Source organism: Nocardia sp. IFM 10818, assembly GCF_054655275.1.
In genome coordinates this window covers 4036942-4053834 of record NZ_BAAHJH010000001.1, presented here as the reverse complement: position 1 = coordinate 4053834, position 16893 = coordinate 4036942, and the positions used below count along the sequence as shown (strand labels likewise).

Here is a 16893-nt window from a genome sequence, read left to right as displayed (position 1 = left end):
GGTCAGGGGCCGAGCAGGCGGCTGATGGGCATGCCGGCGAAGTCGCGGATCTCGCGGGACAGGTGGGCCTGGTCGGCGTAGCCGGTGCGGGCCGCCGTTTCGGCGAGTGGTGTGCCTGCGCGGGCCAGGGCCAGGGCGCGTTGCATGCGCAGGATGCGGGCCAGGGTTTTGGGGCCGTAGCCGAAGGCCGCGAGGGACATGCGGTGCAGGCGGCGGGGGCCGAGGCCGAGGAGGTCGGCGGTGGCGGCGACGGAGGCGCCGGCGCGCAGACGGGTGACTATGTGCGCGAGCATCGGGTCGGCGGGGTCGGTGTCGGCGGCCAGCCAGTGTGCGACGGATTCCAGGCCGTGCATGGGGTCCTCGGCGCGGGCGATCAGGTCTGTCGCGTGCCGGGCGTGGGCCGGGGTGAGGACGTCGGCCAGGTCGGCTCGGGTGTCGCGGAGTTCGTGGGCGGGGACGCCGAGCAGCGCCGGAGCGGTGCCGGGGTAGAAGCGCAGGCCCGAGATGCGGACGGCGGGACCGACCGCCGGGTGGTAGGCGCGGGTGTCGGGGCCGGCCACCCGGAGCGCGCCGTCGATCCACAGTAGATCCATGCAGCCGTCGGGCAGGACCGCGGTGGTGGCGTCGAGGGCGAAGTCGCGGGTCCACACCACCGCGCCCGGGACCTCGGAGGGGCGTTCGCGATAGCCGGACGGCGGATGGACATCGACGCTGCGCGAGCCGTTTTCCCTACCGACCTGACGGAAAGCGTTGGAATCGGCTTTGTTCGGCATATCGCGCACGTGCGCACACTGTGCATGATTGCACTCGATGCAATCATGCACAGTGTGCCGTCGCGGGCTGTCGCTCATTCTTCCTTGCGTACCACGCGCTCGGGCTGCCCCGGCTTCCAGATGGTGATCTCCAGATACTTGCCGTCGATCACCTCCACCGACGAGCCGCCGGTGATGTCGGCGACGAAGTAGTGGTCGAAGGGCTTCCCGCGGAAATCCATGCCGCTCTTCTCGAAGAAGTCCTCCGCGAAGCGCTGGTGCAGTGCCGGATCCCGCAGATCGCGGACGACGCCGAACAGCTTGGCGTCACCGTCGCCGACCATGGTGTCCATGGTGGCGGTGTGCAGGCAGAAGCGCGCATCGCGTTCCAGGTCCTTGAACTTGGTGGTGCCGGGCATGCCGATCAGCACCAGGTGCTCCTCGAAGAACAGCGGTTCCATGGGGCTGATCCGGGGGGACCCGTCGGCCCGCAGCGTCGCGAGCATGCACAGATTCTTGGCGGCGGCATGGCGTCGCGTGAAGATCGTCGAAATACGCGGCGCGGCTTTTTCGAACTCGGTCCAGTACGTCATGAATCGACCGTACTGCGGGGCCCAGACCGGCTGCTTGACCGAAATTGCGCACTGTGCCGGGTCAGATCTCGGTGGCCGATTGGGCGAAGGTGAAGACGGCGTCCGGATCGTAGCGCTGGGCGATGCGGCGCAGACGCGGCGCGTTCGCACCGTAGTAGGCCGCCGCCCAGTCGGGGAGATCCGCCTCGATGTAGTTGACGTAGGCGGTATTGCCGGCCAGATCGCCGAGGCCCGTGCGGACCTCGGCGACCGTCGCCCGAGCCTGCGGGGTCGCCGCACCGACGTAGATCTGCACCGTGGCCAGCGCGCCGCGATGCGGGAAGGCGGTGTCGGCGGCGGCGATTCGGGCGGGCGCGCCGGTGAGGCTGTCGAACAGGACGTCCAGTCCTTCACGGTCCGTGAGCAGCGCCGTGAGGCGGCTCGGGTCCGGCAGCGCGGCGGTCAGGACGCGGGAGCCCGCCGTGAAGGATTCGCGGGGTAGGACGCCGGTGTCGTTCCAACTCGGGCGGCATTGCGCTGCCGAGTAGTTCGTGCAGCCGGCGAAATATCGCATGGCCTGCAGATAATCCATGGCGATCGAATACCGGGCGGTGGGCTGGGCGCCGGTGGCGGCGATCAGCTTGTCCAGCAGCGTATTCGCGTCGGCCTCGGTGCCGACGTGACAGCCGTTGATCCGGCAGGTGGGCGGGCTGCCCGCGGAGGTGCCGAGGGTGGACCAGAATTCGTCGGGGGCCGAGGCGGTGAAGGATTGCCACGCGGCCAGGACCTCGGTGAGCGATCCGGCCGGGAATTGCGCCTGGAAGACGACCGGTCGCGGCGCTTCGGCGGTGCGGAAGGTGAACGAGGTGACAATGCCGAAGTTGCCGCCGCCACCGCCGCGCAGGGCCCAGAACAGATCGGGTTCCGACTCCGCGGACGCGGTGCGCAGCACGCCGTCGGCGGTGACGATCTGCGCCGAAATCAGGGTGTCGCAGGTCAATCCGTACTTGCCGGTGAGGACGCCGAGACCGCCGCCGAGGGTGAGCCCGGCAATGCCGACGGTGGGGCACGAGCCGCCGGGCAGGCAGCGGCCCGCGTTCGCCAGGCCCGTGTAGACCTCGATCAGCCGGGCGCCCGCGCCGATGACGGCGGTGCCGTCCGGGCGGACCTCGATGCTCGCCATCGGTCCGAGATCGGCGATGAGCCCATTGTCGGGCGTGGAGTAACCGGCATAGCAGTGCCCGCCGCTGCGAGCGGCGATCGGCAGCGTCGACCGGGCCGCCGCCTCGACGCATGCCTGCACATCCGACGCGGTGGCGCAGCGCGCGATCGCCGCCGGTCGGCGGTCGTCGAAGGCCGTGTTGAACGCCAGTTTCGCGGTCGCGTAATCGGAGTCGGACGGCAGTGCCAATCCGCCCGCCAGCCGATTCCGCAGCGCTGCCCAGTCCGGCTGCGCGCCAGGCGAATCCGCGGATAGTTCCGTACCCGCGCCCAGCACCGCGCAGCCGACCCCCAATCCGGTCGCCCGCAGCAGGTTTCGCCGACTGATGCCCATAGCGCCGCCTCCCCCGAGGCAATACCCGGCGTCACTCGCACCATGCCCCACCGCAACCCGAACTCCGACAGTCCGGTATCGCGCGGACGGCGCGCGTTGTCAAGGCTTCAGGCCAGCCAGGAGTCGGCCAGTCGCGCCCAGTCCGACAGAACCTGCTTGCGGCGCAGCCGATCCCGCCCCACCATCTCGTCGAGGGTGGCGCCGCGCACCAGGTTGATGGTCAGCCAGAACGCCGACTCCAGCCGCTCCCGGTCCACCTCGATCCGCTCCGCACACGCATCCAGCAGTTCCTCGGTCAGATCGTGCTGCACCCGCAGCATATTCCGCCGCAGCTCGCGATCATTGGCGATCCCGACGTACAGCTCGACCGCCGCCTTGCCCAGCTTCCCCGCGAACGGCGCGGTCACGAACTCCACCAGCGTCTCCCCCGCCGAGACCGACCCCAGCCAGCGCACCCGCCGCTGCAGCGCCTCCCGCTGCCGCTCGGTCAGATGCTCGATGGTCTGCGCGAACAACTCCTGCCGGGTATGGAAGTGATGCAGCTGCGCCCCGCGCGTCACCCCCGCCCGCGCGGTGATGTCCGCGATCGAGGCGCTGGCGTACCCGACCTCCGCGAGGCTGTCGATGGCGGCATCCAGCAGCAGCGCCCGCGTCCGCAGGCTCTTCTCCTGATGCTTATTAGGGGGTAGGGTGGAAACCACGAGGTCAGTGTACCCAACCGAGAAAATTCCGTGCTGCCTTGCACGCAATTGGGTGCCGGTCGTACTGTGATGACCATGCCCGTCGATCGTCTGCTCCCGACCACCGAGGCCCGCGACCTCATCGAGCTCACCCGCGATATCGCCGACAAGGTCCTGGAACCGAATGTCGTCGAGTTCGAGAAGCAGCAGCGCTACCCGGACGAGGCCTTCCGGGCGCTCGGCGCGGCCGGGCTGCTGAGCCTGCCGTACCCGGAGGAGTTCGGCGGCGGCGGCCAGCCCTACGAGGTGTATCTCCAGGTGCTCGAGGAACTCGGCGCCCGCTGGGCCGCCGTCGCGGTCGCGGTGAGCGTGCACAGCCTGTCCTGCCACCCGCTGTTCGCCTACGGCACCGACGAGCAGAAGGCGCAGTGGCTGCCGGATATGCTCTCCGGCAACCTGATCGGCGCCTACAGCCTCTCCGAGGCGCACGCCGGCTCCGACGCCGCCGCCCTGCGCTGCCGCGCCACCGCGGCCGACGGCGGCTACCGCATCACCGGCACCAAGGCCTGGATCACCAATGGCGGCAAGGCCGACTACTACACCCTCTTCGCCCGCACCGGCGAAGGCTCGCGCGGCATCTCCTGCTTCCTGGTCCCCGCCGACACCCCCGGCCTCACCTTCGGCAAACCCGAGGAGAAGATGGGCCTGCGCGCCGTCCCCACCACCACGGCCGCCTACGACGACGCTTTCCTCCCCGCCGACCGCCGCATCGGCGCCGCAGGCCAGGGCCTCCCCATCGCCTTCAGCGCCCTGGACTCCGGCCGCCTCGGCATCGCCGCCGTGGCCACCGGCATCGCCCAGCGCGCCCTCGACGACGCCGTCGCCTACGCCAAGGACCGAGAAGCCTTCGGCCGCCCCATCATCGACCACCAGGGCCTCGGCTTCGTCCTCGCCGATATGGCCGCCGCCGTCGACTCCGCCCGCGCCACCTACCTCGACGCCGCCCGCCGCCGCGACGCCGGCCTCCCCTACTCCCGCCAGGCCAGCGTCGCCAAACTCGTTGCCACCGACGCCGCCATGAAGGTCACCACCGACGCCGTCCAGATCTTCGGCGGCGCCGGCTACACCATGGACTTCCCCGTCGAGCGCTACATGCGCGAAGCCAAGATCACCCAGATCTTCGAGGGCACCAACCAGATCCAGCGCCTGGTCATCGCCCGCTCACTGGCCAGCAGCTGATGCCGAACCGTCGGTAGGACGGCACGACCGCTGGGCCCACGCGGAAGGTAGCGCTGTCGCTACCTCCGTTCGGGTGCTGGCAGGATGGGGCCGCACCCACCGCCGTCCGGGTCTTCCCCGGCCTCAACCACCTCATGCAACCAACACAGACCGGTAAACCGAGCGAATACCCGACCATCGAAACCACCATCGCGCCCGAGGTTCTGACCTACGTCACGAACTGGCTGACGCCGCGCTTTCCCACCCGATAGCGCTGCCGCACACCAATCGACGGGAGATCGTCTTGCGTCGCTCGCCGGGTGCAGGCCGCCGGCGGGTGATACTGCTGGCGTGACCGGTTCCGGCGAGCAGGCGAGTGATGATCAGGTTCCGGCTTGGGCGCGCAGGACCGCGGGGGAATCGCGGTGGGCGGCCACGGCGGCGGTGGTGGCGATCATTCTGATTCAGTATTACCTGCCGAGTCAGTTCACCTTGGGGCCGCGGTTGCTGATTCCGGGGCTGGGGCTGGCGCTCATGCTGGTGTTGATCGCGGCCAGCCCGTTCCGCATCGATCGGGAGGAGGTGTGGCTACGGCGGGCCAGCCTGTTTCTGACCGCGGTGCTGAGTGTGGCGGTGGCGTGGTCGGTGGACCGGCTGGTGATCGGGCTCGTCGACGGGTCGGTCAGCAATGACGCTGCGGGGCTGCTGGTTTCGGGTGGGGCGATCTGGTTGACGAATGTGCTGGTGTTCGGGCTCGCCTATTGGGAATTCGATCGGGGCGAGCCGGCGGCGCGGGCACATGCCCGCAAGCAGTATCCGGATTTCCTGTTCGTGCAGATGCAGAGTCCGGCGGCGGCGGATCCGGAGTGGGAGCCGCAGTTTCCGGACTATCTGTATTTGTCGTTCACGAATGCGGCGGCGTTCAGTCCCACCGATGTGATGCCGATGTCGCGGTGGGCGAAGTTTCTCATGATGATTCAGTCGGGGATTTCACTGATCACCATGAGTCTGGTCATCGCCCGCGCGATCAACGTATTGAAGTGACAGGGGTTTTCAGCGGTTGAACCAGCAGTCGACGAGCACCAGCACGACGGCGGCGGCGACCAGGCCGAGGGTCACCGGTAAGGAGCCGGCGACGAGCATGAATATCCAGGCGGCCTCGAGGAGAGCCGCGACGGGCAGCCAGACGAAGACATCGGGACGGCCGAGCATGCGCTTGGGGGCGGCAGCGGCGCGAGGGGCGCGGGCGGGGGCCGACTGGCTGCGCCGGACGGGGGTGTTCGTCGCTCTGTTCACCCGCCGGAGATTACATTTCGAAGATCACATGCGCGCGGCGAGTGGACGATCCGGTGTGGATCGCCCGGTTCGCTCACGGCATCACAGCGGCTGGGTCGCGCTGACCAGCCAGCGGCCGTCGGACTGCTCCTGCAGGGTCACCAGCGTGGGTGCGGTGAAGACGTGCGGGTCGGGGACGTCGATGACCGTCGTGGACTGCTTCACGACCACCAGCACCTTCGCGGTCTGCGCTTCCAGCGACTGCAGCGCGCAATTCGTTTCCAGCGGGTTGCTGCGGGATTGGGCGATGGACATCGCCTCGCGCATGGGTCCGCTGTTGTTGGCGAAGTCCTGATTCCACGTACCGGTGGAGCCGTTCAGGACGGCCGTGACGTACGCGTCGAGATTGCCGGCGTCGTAGGTGGTGAGGGTCGTCATGAAGTCGCAGGCGGCGCGCATGGCGGTCGCCTCGCGGTTCTCGGTCTTCTCGGTGTCCGAGATCTGCTGGCGCAGTTGGGTGATGGTGGTCTGCTGATCGGCCACCGTGTCCTGCTCGCCCGAGTACTTGCTGTAGTAGACGAGCGCCCCGGCGATGCCCGCGACCGCCAGGACCGCGGCGCCCGCGGTGAGCGCGGTGCCGCGCGCGGCGGCCGGTCGGCGCGGCGGCTCCGGGAACGGGACCGAATACGGCTGGAGCGGCGGAAGGGGTGGCCGTGAAGGTTCGTGCAACGACGGTGATTCGCCGCCTGGCGTGGACATGTGACTCCTGTCGGAATTGTTGTGCCCCGCGATGTTAGCCGCTGCATCGGCACATACCGACCGCACCGGGTGGGCGAGAATGGACGGGACCGATCCGGGAAGGAGGACGTCATGCCGTTCGCCGCGGTGCCGCCGACCGCCGCCTGGTCGCATCTGGGCGCGCGCACGGGATTCGAGGTCGCCTATTTCCGCCGGGCCGAGAACGGGTATCACATCCACGGCTGCACGACCGCCGTGGACGACGACCGCACGTGGTTCGTCGAATACGAGCTGAGTCTGGACGCGCACTGGGTCACCCGCGCGGCGCTGGTGCGCGGGCGCTCCGGGTTCGGGCGGCGCACCGCGCTGCTGGAGGCCGATGGGGACGGGCACTGGATGGTGAACGGCGACAAGGCGCCCCGGCTGGATGGCTGCGTCGATGTGGATCTGGAATCCTCGGCGCTGACCAATGCGTTCCCGGTGCACCGGCTGGAGCTCGGGGTCGGGGCGGGGGCCGAGGCGCCCGCGGCCTATGTCCGGGCCGCGGATCTGTCGGTGGGCCGGCTGGAGCAGCACTACACCCGCATCGAGGACCATCACGGGCAGCAGTGCTACGACTATGTCTCCCCCGCCTTCGATTTCCGGGCGCGGCTGGTCTACGACCGCTCCGGATTGGTCGTCAGCTATCCGGAGATCGCGGTCCGTGCGGTCTGAGCTCAGGCGACGAGGAACAGCACGCCGCCGACGAGGACGTCGACCACGCCGCAGAACTCTGCGAACGACCGCGCCACCGTCCGATCGGCGCGATGGTGTGCGAAATCCCAGAGGCCGTGCGCGATCCAGCCGCCGGCCACCAGATAGCGCGCGACGCTCAGGTCGGCGTACTGAGCGGAGATCGCGATGGCTCCGAAGGCGATCATGCCGAGCACGGGAATCAGGAACGAGCGATCGAATCGTCCTGTGACGGCTGCCCATCCGCACACCAGGACGGCCAGCGCCACCGGCACCACGAACGCGGGAAGCCGGTCCTGCAAGCCACTGAGCACGAAAACCACTCCCACCGCACCGAATACCGGCCAGGTGGCAGCTCGCCGACCGACGGCGGCGGTGAGCAGGTAGATCAACGGCATGAGCAACAGGATCGCGGCCAGCACCCGCACGGTGGACTCCGCGCCGGTCGGCCAGATCAGCACGGCCAAGACCAGCGCCAGCAGGCTCGGCCAGCGATGCGCCGCAGCCGAAACCAATTCTCTCGCCCTCCGATGCGCCGGTCCCGTCCGCAGATTCCGGTCCATCTCGAGATCCCTCACATCCATGCCATCGACCCGCATGACCCCAGCGTCCGGCATCCGAGCCGACCGCTCGATCCCGACCGCCACCGATGTCCGTTTTCTTGGGATATCAGTCCGAACAGACACCGATCCCCGTATCGTGAACCTCATGCAGGAGCGCGCCGTCGCCGTCATCGGCTATGACGGCACAGAACTCCTGGACATCGCCTGCATCACGTCGACCCTCAACGGCGCCAACCGCCTCGGCGGCAGCCCGCCCTACCGAGTCCACCTCGTCACCCCCGGCGGCCGCCCCATCACCTGCGACTCCGGCCTGCGCCTCCATGGCGAACTCCCCCTGGAGCGCCTCACCGGCCCGCTGGACACCCTGATCATCGCCGGCGGCCTGGGACATCAAGCGGCAGCGGATGATTCCCGCCTCATCGCCCACATCCGCCGCCTCGCCGCCGTCACCCGCCGCATCTCCTCGGTGTGCACCGGCGCCACCCTGCTCGCCGCCACCGGCCTGCTGGACGGCAAACGCGCCACCACCCACTGGATCGCCGCCGACGACCTGGCCGCCCGCCACCCGCGCATCACTGTCGACCCCAACCCCATCTACATCCGCGACGGCGATATCGCCACCGCCGCGGGCATGACCAGCGCCCTGGACCTCATGCTCGACTTCATCGAAGAGGACCACGGCCCCGATCTCTCCCGCGCCGTAGCCCGCGGCCTGGTCACCTACCTCCAGCGCCCCGGCAACCAGGCCCAGATGAGCATCTACACCGCCGCCCCCCACCCCGACCACGCCCTCGTCCGAAAAGTCGCCACCCACATAGCCGCCCACCTCTCCGACAACCTCTCCACCACCGCCCTCGCCACCCGCGAGGGCGTCAGCGACCGCCACCTCACCCGCCTGTTCGTCCAGCACCTGAACTCCACCCCCGGCCGCTACGTCCGCCGCGCCCGCGTCGAAGCCGCCGCCCACCTCCTGGCCACCACCGACACCCCCGTAGCTTTGGTAGCCACCCGCTGCGGCTTCGGCACCCCCGAATCCCTCCGCCAAGCCTTCCTCCGCCACTACGACGTCTCCCCCACCCACTACCGCGCCACCGCCTCCCGCCGCACGCGTGCGGGCAAAGCCGTGGATCTCTAGGGTTCGGCGATCCAACCTGCCACGAGCACAAGGCCGGTGGCGCGATGGACAGCGAGGAAGGCGAAGGGGCGGTCGAGGGTGAGTTCCAGGCGCCGGGACCTGGTGCCGGGTGGGTGCAGCAGGGCGGCGACCTGCATGGCGAAGGCGGTGACGGCGGCGGCTTCGAAACCCTCGGCGGAGAATTCGGCGAGCACGTCTTGGGAGCCCGCGCTGACGAACAGGTTCTTGTCGAGGGTGGGGAACTGGCCGATGCGCGGGGTGGAGGCTGCTTGCAGACCGAAGAGATCGGCGTGGGCCAGCAGGTCGTGCGCGGCGCGAATCTTGAATGGGGGCAGGGTGAGTCGGAGGGTGTCCTTGGCTCCGTCGACGCTGCGGATGACGAAGCCGTTGCCTTCCGCGCCCACGGGCAGGGTGGCGGCGGTGTTCATCGGGGTCGCGCCGATGAGGGCGGCTACGCCCTGTTCGAGGATGCTGCCGGGTGGCGAGTCCGGGGTGCCGAGCAGGAGGTGTACGTCGATGTCGTCACGGCCGGCGACGACTACGCGGGTGACGGGCTTTTCGCCGTTGAGGATGGTGACCGCGTCGAGGTCGGGGGTGGTGCGGGTGAGCCAGTTGCGGTGGCCCGACCAGGGGCCGGTGGTGGTGTGTCGGGTCGGTTCGAAGAATTTGGTCCAGCGGGTCTTGACGGCGAGGGCCGTGGCCAGGACGAGCATGTCTTCGGCGCTGAGCTGCAAGGGGAGTTGCTCGATGAGGCCCCGGGTGTGCTCGGCTACCCAGGAGTCGACCCGGGCCTGGCCGGTCAGGGTTTCCACCGTGCCCGCGGGCAGGGCGGCGGACCAGGCGGGATCGGCGAGGGTGAGACCCGGGCGCAGCCACAGGGCGAGGGCGGCCGAGGCGGCGTCGGCATTGTCGATGATGTCGAGCAGTTCGACGGCCTCGGCCTGGGACGTGCGGGCGGGTCTGCCGATCGCGGCGGTCAATTCGGACTTCGCGGGATCGTCGGCGGCCGAGGCCAGCAGCGCGAGCAACGGCCACAATCCGGCACCGGACAGGACGGCATTCGCATCCGCCCGCAGGGTGCCGCACCAGCGGGCCGTCAGGTCGTTCGATGCGCGGACCGCCGCGCTGACCGTGGTCGCGTCCATGGCAATCAACGATAGACCCGCTCCTGTGGCGCATCGGCCGCCGGACGCGCGTGATCGGCCCGGCGGACGCCGGGCCGATCACCGAACCGCGTTGGGAGACAAGGTCTGCGGCTGCTACCTCGCGGACTTCTTGTTGTGCCTGCCCGCCATACCGGACCCGGCCGCGACCAGCTGCTCCTCGCGTTCCATGGACTGCTGGCCCGGCATCGACTGCTGGCCCCGGATGGATTGACCGACCTGATCGCGGCGGCCGGCGGCGTGTTTGCCGCCCTTGGACTTGGCCTTGCTGCGCTGTGACATCGAAACCTCCGTACCGATTCGATTCGGCCCGGCCTGAGCGGGCACATGAACCACCAACGGAACTCTCACAGCAACCGTTCAGACAACGGTGCACAGGAAATCGTGGTCCGGTACCGCGACCATGTCAACACCCCGGACACAATTAGCAGGTCAGATGCCCAATAAGGCAGCGGCCCGGTCGTGAACGCCAGGTTCTCCCGGGCCGGCGATCAGGACCGCACGGGGCGGGCGGGGAGTTCGCAGCAACCGACGACGCACGGGGTCCCGTTGACCGTGCAACCGAGGCTGGTGGTGGCGCTCAGGCGGAGGGGGGTGCCGCCCTTGCGGTACTCCTCGACGAGATCGGCGACCATGCGGGCGAAGCGCGGGTCCGGACCGGGAGTGGCGGCGCGGGCGAAGGCCATGCCGTGCTCGGCGGCGCGCTCCTTGGCTTCGTTGTCCAGATCCCAGATGACTTCCAGGTGGTCGGAGACGAAGCCGACGGGGCACACCACCACCGCGTCGACACCCTGTTCGTGCAGGGCGTCGAGGTGATCGACGATGTCGGGCGCCAGCCACGGAATCTGGGGCGGGCCGGAGCGCGACTGCCAGACCACGTCGTAGTCGTCGAAACCGGTTGCGGCGGCGCACAATCGGGCCGCCTCGGCGACCTGAGCGCTGTAGAGGCCGGTGACTTCCGGTGGGCCGGAGGCATTGTCGGCCGAGATCGGGATGGAATGGGCGGTGAAGACGAGGCGGACGCGATCCCGGCGATCCTCGGGGATCTCGGCGACGGCGGCGCGGATGGCGTCGGCGAAGGCGTCGATGAACAGCGGATGATCGAAGAACTGGCGCAGTTTCACCAGATCGGGGGCGTCGGCGACCGCGGCGCGGGCTCGGGCGATGTCCTCGTGGTACTGCTTGCAGCCGGAGTAGCCGCCCCACGCGGAGGTGGGAAACACCAGGGCGGAACGGATTCCGTCGGCGCGCATCCGCTCGACGGTGGCCTCGACCATGGGATGCCAGTTGCGGTTGCCGAAGTACACCGGCAGATCGATGTCGCGCGAAGCGAATTCGGCCTCGATGGCCTTGATGATGTCGAGATTGAGGGCGTTGATCGGAGACACCCCGCCGAAGTGCAGATAGTGCTCGGCGACTTCGGCGAGGCGCTCGGGGGGTATGCCGCGGCCGCGAGTGACGTTCTCCAGGAACGGCATCACGTCCTCGGGGCGTTCAGGGCCGCCGAAAGACAGCAGTAGCAGCGCTTCCACCTGCTCGACGGCGGCCACGACAGAACTCCTTCGAAATCAGTGAGCGGCGGACCCGTTGGCGGCGAAGCCGTCCGCGGGGAACCAGGTGTTGTGGCTGGCGCCGCCGTCGACGTAGATGATGGAACCGGTGGTGCCGGGCAGCCAGTCCGACAGCAGCGCGCACACCGACTTGGCGACCACGGTCGGGTCGTCCACGTCCCAGCCGATCGGGGAGGCGCCGTCCCAGTAGGTGTTCAGCATGTTCAGCTGCTTGGCGTCATCGGTGGCGGTGCCGGCGATGGCCTTGGCGGCCAGGGTCTTGATGGGGCCGGCGGCAATGAGGTTGGAGCGAATCTTCTTGGCCTCGCCCACTTCCCGCGCCACATAGCGGTTCACCGACTCCAGCGCGGCCTTGGCCACGCCCATCCAGTTGTAGTACGGCATGGCGGTGCGCGGATCGAAGTCCATGCCCACGATGGAGCCGCCCTCGTTCATGACCGGCAGCACGGCCCGGGCCAGCGAGGCGTAGCTCCACGCCGAGATCTCGAAAGCCTTGGCGGCATCGGGACCCGGGCCCTCCAGGAACGGGCGGGCCTCGGGGCCCATGAGGGTGCGCGGGGCGAAGGCGATGGAGTGCAACACGCCGTCCACGCCCTCGGGCGCGAGCTCACGCAGCTTCTCCGGCAGGGCCGCCAGATCCTCTTCGCTGGTGACGTCGAGGCCGATGGCGGGGGGAACCTCCTGCGGCAGGCGCTTGGCGATCCGGTCGATCAGCCGCAGTCGCTCCGGAATTCCGGTGATCAGGACCTTCGCGCCCTGCTCCTGTGCCTTGGCGGCAGCGTGGAAGGCAATGGACGAGTCGGTGATGATGCCGGTGATGAGTACGGTCTTGCCTTCGAGCAATCCACCCATGGGTTGGTCGGTTCTCCTCGTTCAGAAGTTGTGGTGGCCTATGGAATTGGTGTGCTAGCTCAGTGGCCCATACCCATTCCGCCGTCGACCGGGATGATGGCGCCGGAGATGTAGGCGGCGTCGTCGGAGGCCAGGAAGCTGATGGCCGCGGCGACCTCCTCGGCCTGGCCCATGCGACCGGCCGGGATGACCTTGAGCGCGAATTCCTTCATCTCGTCGGTCATTTCCTCGCGGGTCATGTCCGTGTCGATGAGGCCGGGCGCCACCACATTCGCGGTGATGTTGCGGGAACCGATCTCACGGGTGATGGCGCGGGCCATACCGACCAGTCCGGCCTTGGAGGCCGCGTAGTTGACCTGGCCCGGCGCACCGCCCTGGCCGACGACCGAGCCGAGGAAGATGATGCGACCCCACTTGGCCCGCAGCATGGCGCGATTCGCGCGCTTGGCGACCCGCCAGGCGCCGGTCAGGTTGGCGTCGATGACATCCGAGAACTGGTCCTCGCTCATGCGCATGAGCAGCGTGTTGGCCACGATGCCGGCATTGGCGACAACCACTTCGACCGGACCCTGCTTGGCTTCGACCTCGGCGAACGCCTGATCGACCGACTCCGAGTCGGTCACATCGCATTTCACCGCGAGCAGGCCCTCGGGCGCACCCGAACCGCGGTGCGTGACCGCCACCTTGTGCCCGTCGGCGAGCAGGCGCTGGGCAACCGCGAGGCCGATGCCGCGGTTTCCGCCGGTCACCAGTACCGACCGGGGTGTGATGTTCGACATAGAGGCAAACCTATCTGTTCGTGTTCGGGACTCGGCGCGCGGTACCGATTTACGGGCAGTTACGGCGTTTACGGCAAACGCTGACGATAGAGCAGTGCGGTCACCACACCGGAAGCGGTCACCAGCAGACCGAGCAGCAGCCACGGCCGGCTCGCATCACCCATCGTCATCTCATAGCCGATTTGTTGCTCGAGTGTGTCGTAGACCGCGGTGAGCTCTTCCAGGCTGGAGGCAGTGTAGAAGTCGCCGCCGGAGAGTCGCGCGATCTCGCGCAGCGCGTCGTCGTCCACCGGCACCCGGACCCGCTGCGAGCCCTTGCCGTCCTGGTCCGGGATCTCCACGGTGCCCCAGGTGGTGCCGAACGAAATCGTCGACACCGGAATGCCTTTTTCCTTCGCCAGACGCGCGGCGGTGAAGCCGTGGCGGGGATTGTCGACATCCTTGTCGTCCGGCACGGTCTGCTTGCCGTCGGACATGAGCACGATGCGCGCCGGCGGCGGGGTCTCCGCGCCGCCCAGCACCGAGGCCAGCGTGTCGATGGACTGCAGGCCGGCCAGGATGCCCTCACCGGTGGCGGTCCGCTCGGACAGCTTGATGTTGTCGATGGCCGCCTTGACCGCTTCCCGGTTGGTGGTCGGCGACATCTGCACCGATGCGGTGCCGGCGAAGGTCACCAGGCCCAGATTGATTCCGGGCGTGAGACCGTCGGCGAATTCCTTGGCCGCCTTCTGCGCGACCTGGAGCCGGCTGGGCGGCACGTCGGTGGCTTCCATGGACAGTGATACGTCCATGACCAGCACCACGGTTGCCCGATTGCGCGGAACTTTCTTGGCCGCGGTCGGACCGGCCGCCGCGACGGTCAGGAAAACCAGGCCGACCAGCATGAGCGCAATCGGCACATGCCGGAATCGCCCGGGCTGACTCGGCGCGACCTTCTCCAGCATCTCCATATTGGAGAAGCGCAGCACGTGCTTGCGCCGCCGCTGCTGCACCAGCACGTAGATGAGCGCGATGAGCCCCACCACGATCAGGAAGGCCAGCCAGTACTGAGAGGTGAAATGCGAAATGCTCACTGTCGCGGCACCCGCCCGGCATTCGGGGCGCCGAAAGTGTGGCGCCGGGTGGACACGAACCGGACCACATCGGCGATCCAGTCCCGATCGGTTTGCAGCGCCATGACCGGCGCGCCGCAACTGCGCAGCGCCAGCTCGACCTGATCGCGATGCTTGCGCGCGGCCTTGGCGTATTCGTCGCGCAGTGTGGGCGTCAGGCTGAACTCGCGGGTGCGCCCGGTCTCGGGATCGTGCAGCACCACATCGCCGATATCGGGCAGCGAGATATCCCGGGGATCCAGGACCTCCACCGCCAGCAGGTCATGGCGGCCGGAGATGGCGCGCAGCGGGCGCTGCCAGTCGATATCGCCGAGGAAATCGGAGATGACCACGGCCAGACCGCGTTTGCGCTGCGGCCGGCGCAGCGAGTCGATGGCGCCGCGCAGATCACCGCGCACCCCGTCGCTCGCATGCGGGGTGGTGGCGATCTTCTTCAGCATGGACTGCGCGTGCACCCGGCCGCTGCGGGCCGGAATGCGAATCAGCTGTTCGCCATTGGCGACAATGGCGCCGATCCGATTGCCGCCGCCGGAGGTCAGATGGGTGACCGCGGCCGCCGCGGCAATAGCGAGATCGCGCTTCTGGCAAGCGGCGGTGCCGAAGTCGAGGCTGGCGGACAAGTCCACCACCAGCCAGGTCTCCAGCTCGCGGTCGGCGATCATCTGCCGCACGTGCGGATGGGTGGTGCGGGCGGTGACCGACCAATCCATCTGGCGCACATCGTCACCCGGCTGATACATGCGGGCGTCGCCGGGTTCGGAACCCGGGCCCGGAATCAGTCCGAGGTGGTCGCCGTGCAGCACGCCGTCGAGACGGCGGCGCACGGTGAGTTCGAGGGTCTTCAACGCGGCCGACAACCGCGGGTCGGTCAGCTCCCCCGCCCGGAAGGAGGGCGGGGCGTGTGAGGAACCGCTGGGCGATGACATAGTCACGGGCGCAACCTGATCCGAGGCTCGCGCCTCACTTGGGCTGCGGCTGGCCGGGCACCCCGGGCATCTGGCCGTTGGGCGGCTGCGGGATGGCGGGCTGCGGCGCGCCCTGCGGCGGCTGCGGAATACCGCCGTGCGGGCCCATGTTCGGGGCGGCGGGCGCGGCGGCCGGGGCCGGCATGGGCGCGGGGGCGGCCGAACCGCCGGGCGCGACGGCCTGGGTGGCCACCTGCGGCAGGCCCACGGTCTGCAGCACGCGGCGGATCACGTCATCGGGGCTGACCTCGTCGGCGAGGGCGTCGTAGGACAGCACCAGGCGATGCCGCAGCACATCCGGGATCACCTCGACGACATCCTGCGGCACCACGTAGTCGCGGCCGCGGATCAGGGCCACCGCGCGGGCGGCGGCGATGATGCCGAGGCTGGCGCGCGGGGAGGCGCCGTAGGCGATCCAGCCGGCCACATCGTTCATGCCGAATTCCGCGGGCTTGCGGGTGGCGGCGATGACGCGCACGACGTAGTCGACCAGCGCGTGGTGCACGAAGGTATTGGCGGCCAGCTGCTGCAACCGCACCAGCTCCTCCGGATCGAGGATGCGCTTGGCCTCCGGCGGGGTGACGCCCATCCGGTAGATGATCTCGCGCTCCTCCTCCACGGAGGGGTAGTCCACGACCACCTTGAACAGGAAGCGGTCGCGCTGCGCCTCGGGCAGCGGGTACACGCCCTCGCTCTCGATGGGGTTCTGGGTCGCCATGACCAGGAACGGGTTCGGCATCGGGTAGGTCTTGCCGCCGATGGACACGTGCCGCTCGGCCATCACCTCGAGCAGCGCCGACTGCACCTTGGCGGGCGCGCGGTTGATCTCGTCGGCAAGCACGAAGTTCGCCACGACCGGGCCCAGCTCGGTGTCGAACTCCTCGCGGCCCTGGCGGTAGATGCGCGTACCCACCAGGTCGGTGGGCACCAGGTCGGGGGTGAACTGGACGCGGGAGAAGCTGCCGCCCACCACCTTTGCGAAAGTCTCCACAGCGAGGGTCTTGGCGATGCCCGGAACACCCTCGAGCAGTACGTGACCCCGAGCGAGCACGCCCACCAGCAACCGTTCGACCAGCCGATCCTGACCGACGATCACCCGTTTGACTTCGTAGATCGCCTTCTCCAGGGTCTGGACATCGCGCTCGAGGGTGCTGGGCGCCGGCTCCTTCGCCGTGCTGACCGTGCTCACACCATCTGTCGAAGCCACCAATTTCCCCGCTTTCGCCTCAGT

19 protein-coding genes are annotated in these 16893 nt (G+C 68.8%); 4 read left to right on the top strand and 15 right to left on the bottom strand.

Annotated elements, in window-relative coordinates:
- Positions 1-2: 2 nt before the first annotated feature.
- The 4 genes from ACYQ5L_RS18470 to ACYQ5L_RS18455 form a co-directional block, all read right to left on the bottom strand.
- A complete protein-coding gene (locus ACYQ5L_RS18470) occupies positions 3-773 on the bottom strand; it encodes a helix-turn-helix domain-containing protein (protein ID WP_459958936.1) in 771 nt (256 codons plus the stop codon).
- Positions 774-847: 74 nt separating this feature from the next.
- Positions 848-1345: a pyridoxamine 5'-phosphate oxidase family protein gene (locus ACYQ5L_RS18465; protein WP_459958935.1), complete on the bottom strand. Its 498-nt coding sequence runs from the start codon at positions 1343-1345 to the stop codon at positions 848-850.
- A gap of 61 nt (positions 1346-1406) precedes the next feature.
- Positions 1407-2879: an FAD-binding oxidoreductase gene (locus ACYQ5L_RS18460; RefSeq protein ID WP_459958934.1), complete on the bottom strand. Its 1473-nt coding sequence runs from the start codon at positions 2877-2879 to the stop codon at positions 1407-1409.
- Between the two features lie 107 nt (positions 2880-2986).
- Entirely contained in the window at positions 2987-3580 is a 594-nt protein-coding gene (locus ACYQ5L_RS18455) for a TetR family transcriptional regulator (protein ID WP_459958933.1), read from the bottom strand.
- Between the two features lie 75 nt (positions 3581-3655).
- Here ACYQ5L_RS18455 and ACYQ5L_RS18450 point away from each other — a divergent pair, with 75 nt between their 5' ends.
- The gene (locus ACYQ5L_RS18450; protein ID WP_459958932.1) at positions 3656-4798 is read left to right on the top strand and encodes an acyl-CoA dehydrogenase family protein; all 1143 of its coding nucleotides are present in this window, start codon (positions 3656-3658) and stop codon (positions 4796-4798) included.
- 330 nt (positions 4799-5128) lie between these two features.
- Positions 5129-5821 carry a hypothetical protein gene (locus ACYQ5L_RS18445; RefSeq protein ID WP_459958931.1) on the top strand — a complete coding sequence of 231 codons (693 nt, stop codon included), beginning with the start codon at positions 5129-5131 and terminating at the stop codon, positions 5819-5821.
- A gap of 9 nt (positions 5822-5830) precedes the next feature.
- On the opposite strand, the gene ACYQ5L_RS18440 is transcribed toward ACYQ5L_RS18445, so the two are convergent.
- The gene (locus tag ACYQ5L_RS18440) at positions 5831-6073 is read right to left on the bottom strand and encodes a hypothetical protein (RefSeq protein WP_459958930.1); all 243 of its coding nucleotides are present in this window, start codon (positions 6071-6073) and stop codon (positions 5831-5833) included.
- A gap of 81 nt (positions 6074-6154) precedes the next feature.
- On the bottom strand, positions 6155-6811 hold the full coding sequence (locus ACYQ5L_RS18435) for a hypothetical protein (RefSeq protein ID WP_459958929.1): 657 nt from the start codon (positions 6809-6811) through the stop codon (positions 6155-6157).
- 111 nt (positions 6812-6922) lie between these two features.
- Between ACYQ5L_RS18435 and ACYQ5L_RS18430 the strand changes: the two genes are divergently transcribed.
- Entirely contained in the window at positions 6923-7504 is a 582-nt protein-coding gene (locus ACYQ5L_RS18430) for a putative glycolipid-binding domain-containing protein (RefSeq protein ID WP_459958928.1), read from the top strand.
- Positions 7505-7506: 2 nt separating this feature from the next.
- On the opposite strand, the gene ACYQ5L_RS18425 is transcribed toward ACYQ5L_RS18430, so the two are convergent.
- The gene (locus ACYQ5L_RS18425) at positions 7507-8121 is read right to left on the bottom strand and encodes a hypothetical protein (RefSeq protein ID WP_459958927.1); all 615 of its coding nucleotides are present in this window, start codon (positions 8119-8121) and stop codon (positions 7507-7509) included.
- Between the two features lie 109 nt (positions 8122-8230).
- Here ACYQ5L_RS18425 and ACYQ5L_RS18420 point away from each other — a divergent pair, with 109 nt between their 5' ends.
- Positions 8231-9220: a GlxA family transcriptional regulator gene (locus ACYQ5L_RS18420; protein ID WP_459958926.1), complete on the top strand. Its 990-nt coding sequence runs from the start codon at positions 8231-8233 to the stop codon at positions 9218-9220.
- Here ACYQ5L_RS18420 and ACYQ5L_RS18415 read toward each other — a convergent pair.
- The 8 genes from ACYQ5L_RS18415 to ACYQ5L_RS18380 form a co-directional block, all read right to left on the bottom strand.
- Positions 9217-10365, bottom strand: a complete 1149-nt coding sequence (locus tag ACYQ5L_RS18415) for a serpin family protein (protein WP_459958925.1) — start codon at positions 10363-10365, stop codon at positions 9217-9219. The genes ACYQ5L_RS18420 and ACYQ5L_RS18415 overlap by 4 nt on opposite strands.
- A 114-nt stretch (positions 10366-10479) precedes the next feature.
- Positions 10480-10665, bottom strand: a complete 186-nt coding sequence (locus tag ACYQ5L_RS18410; protein WP_459958924.1) for a hypothetical protein — start codon at positions 10663-10665, stop codon at positions 10480-10482.
- 209 nt (positions 10666-10874) lie between these two features.
- Positions 10875-11933 carry a ferrochelatase gene (locus ACYQ5L_RS18405; RefSeq protein WP_459958923.1) on the bottom strand — a complete coding sequence of 353 codons (1059 nt, stop codon included), beginning with the start codon at positions 11931-11933 and terminating at the stop codon, positions 10875-10877.
- 18 nt (positions 11934-11951) lie between these two features.
- Positions 11952-12806: an NADH-dependent enoyl-ACP reductase InhA gene (inhA, locus tag ACYQ5L_RS18400; RefSeq protein WP_459958922.1), complete on the bottom strand. Its 855-nt coding sequence runs from the start codon at positions 12804-12806 to the stop codon at positions 11952-11954.
- Between the two features lie 59 nt (positions 12807-12865).
- The gene (fabG1, locus tag ACYQ5L_RS18395; protein ID WP_379199007.1) at positions 12866-13585 is read right to left on the bottom strand and encodes a 3-oxoacyl-ACP reductase FabG1; all 720 of its coding nucleotides are present in this window, start codon (positions 13583-13585) and stop codon (positions 12866-12868) included.
- Between the two features lie 68 nt (positions 13586-13653).
- On the bottom strand, positions 13654-14658 hold the full coding sequence (locus ACYQ5L_RS18390) for a VWA domain-containing protein (RefSeq protein WP_379199005.1): 1005 nt from the start codon (positions 14656-14658) through the stop codon (positions 13654-13656).
- Positions 14655-15623, bottom strand: a complete 969-nt coding sequence (locus tag ACYQ5L_RS18385; protein ID WP_459963462.1) for a DUF58 domain-containing protein — start codon at positions 15621-15623, stop codon at positions 14655-14657. The genes ACYQ5L_RS18390 and ACYQ5L_RS18385 overlap by 4 nt, the downstream gene beginning before the upstream one ends.
- Positions 15624-15657: 34 nt before the next feature.
- Positions 15658-16869 (bottom strand): AAA family ATPase, encoded by a 1212-nt coding sequence (locus ACYQ5L_RS18380; protein WP_459958921.1) that lies wholly within the window; start codon positions 16867-16869, stop codon positions 15658-15660.
- Positions 16870-16893 lie beyond the last annotated feature (24 nt).

Bases quoted from the DNA above. Each gene is read 5' to 3' on its own strand.
- ACYQ5L_RS18435 (WP_459958929.1), bottom strand. From the start codon at position 6,811: ATGTCCACGCCAGGCGGCGAATCACCGTCGTTGCACGAACCTTCACGG.
- ACYQ5L_RS18385 (WP_459963462.1), bottom strand. From the start codon at position 15,623: ATGTCATCGCCCAGCGGTTCCTCACACGCCCCGCCCTCCTTCCGGGCG.
- ACYQ5L_RS18410 (WP_459958924.1), bottom strand. From the start codon at position 10,665: ATGTCACAGCGCAGCAAGGCCAAGTCCAAGGGCGGCAAACACGCCGCC.
- fabG1 (WP_379199007.1), bottom strand. From the start codon at position 13,585: ATGTCGAACATCACACCCCGGTCGGTACTGGTGACCGGCGGAAACCGC.
- ACYQ5L_RS18425 (WP_459958927.1), bottom strand. From the start codon at position 8,121: ATGCGGGTCGATGGCATGGATGTGAGGGATCTCGAGATGGACCGGAAT.
- inhA (WP_459958922.1), bottom strand. From the start codon at position 12,806: ATGGGTGGATTGCTCGAAGGCAAGACCGTACTCATCACCGGCATCATC.
- ACYQ5L_RS18470 (WP_459958936.1), bottom strand. From the start codon at position 773: ATGCCGAACAAAGCCGATTCCAACGCTTTCCGTCAGGTCGGTAGGGAA.
- ACYQ5L_RS18430 (WP_459958928.1), top strand. From the start codon at position 6,923: ATGCCGTTCGCCGCGGTGCCGCCGACCGCCGCCTGGTCGCATCTGGGC.
- ACYQ5L_RS18465 (WP_459958935.1), bottom strand. From the start codon at position 1,345: ATGACGTACTGGACCGAGTTCGAAAAAGCCGCGCCGCGTATTTCGACG.
- ACYQ5L_RS18415 (WP_459958925.1), bottom strand. From the start codon at position 10,365: ATGGACGCGACCACGGTCAGCGCGGCGGTCCGCGCATCGAACGACCTG.
- ACYQ5L_RS18450 (WP_459958932.1), top strand. From the start codon at position 3,656: ATGCCCGTCGATCGTCTGCTCCCGACCACCGAGGCCCGCGACCTCATC.
- ACYQ5L_RS18420 (WP_459958926.1), top strand. From the start codon at position 8,231: ATGCAGGAGCGCGCCGTCGCCGTCATCGGCTATGACGGCACAGAACTC.
- ACYQ5L_RS18460 (WP_459958934.1), bottom strand. From the start codon at position 2,879: ATGGGCATCAGTCGGCGAAACCTGCTGCGGGCGACCGGATTGGGGGTC.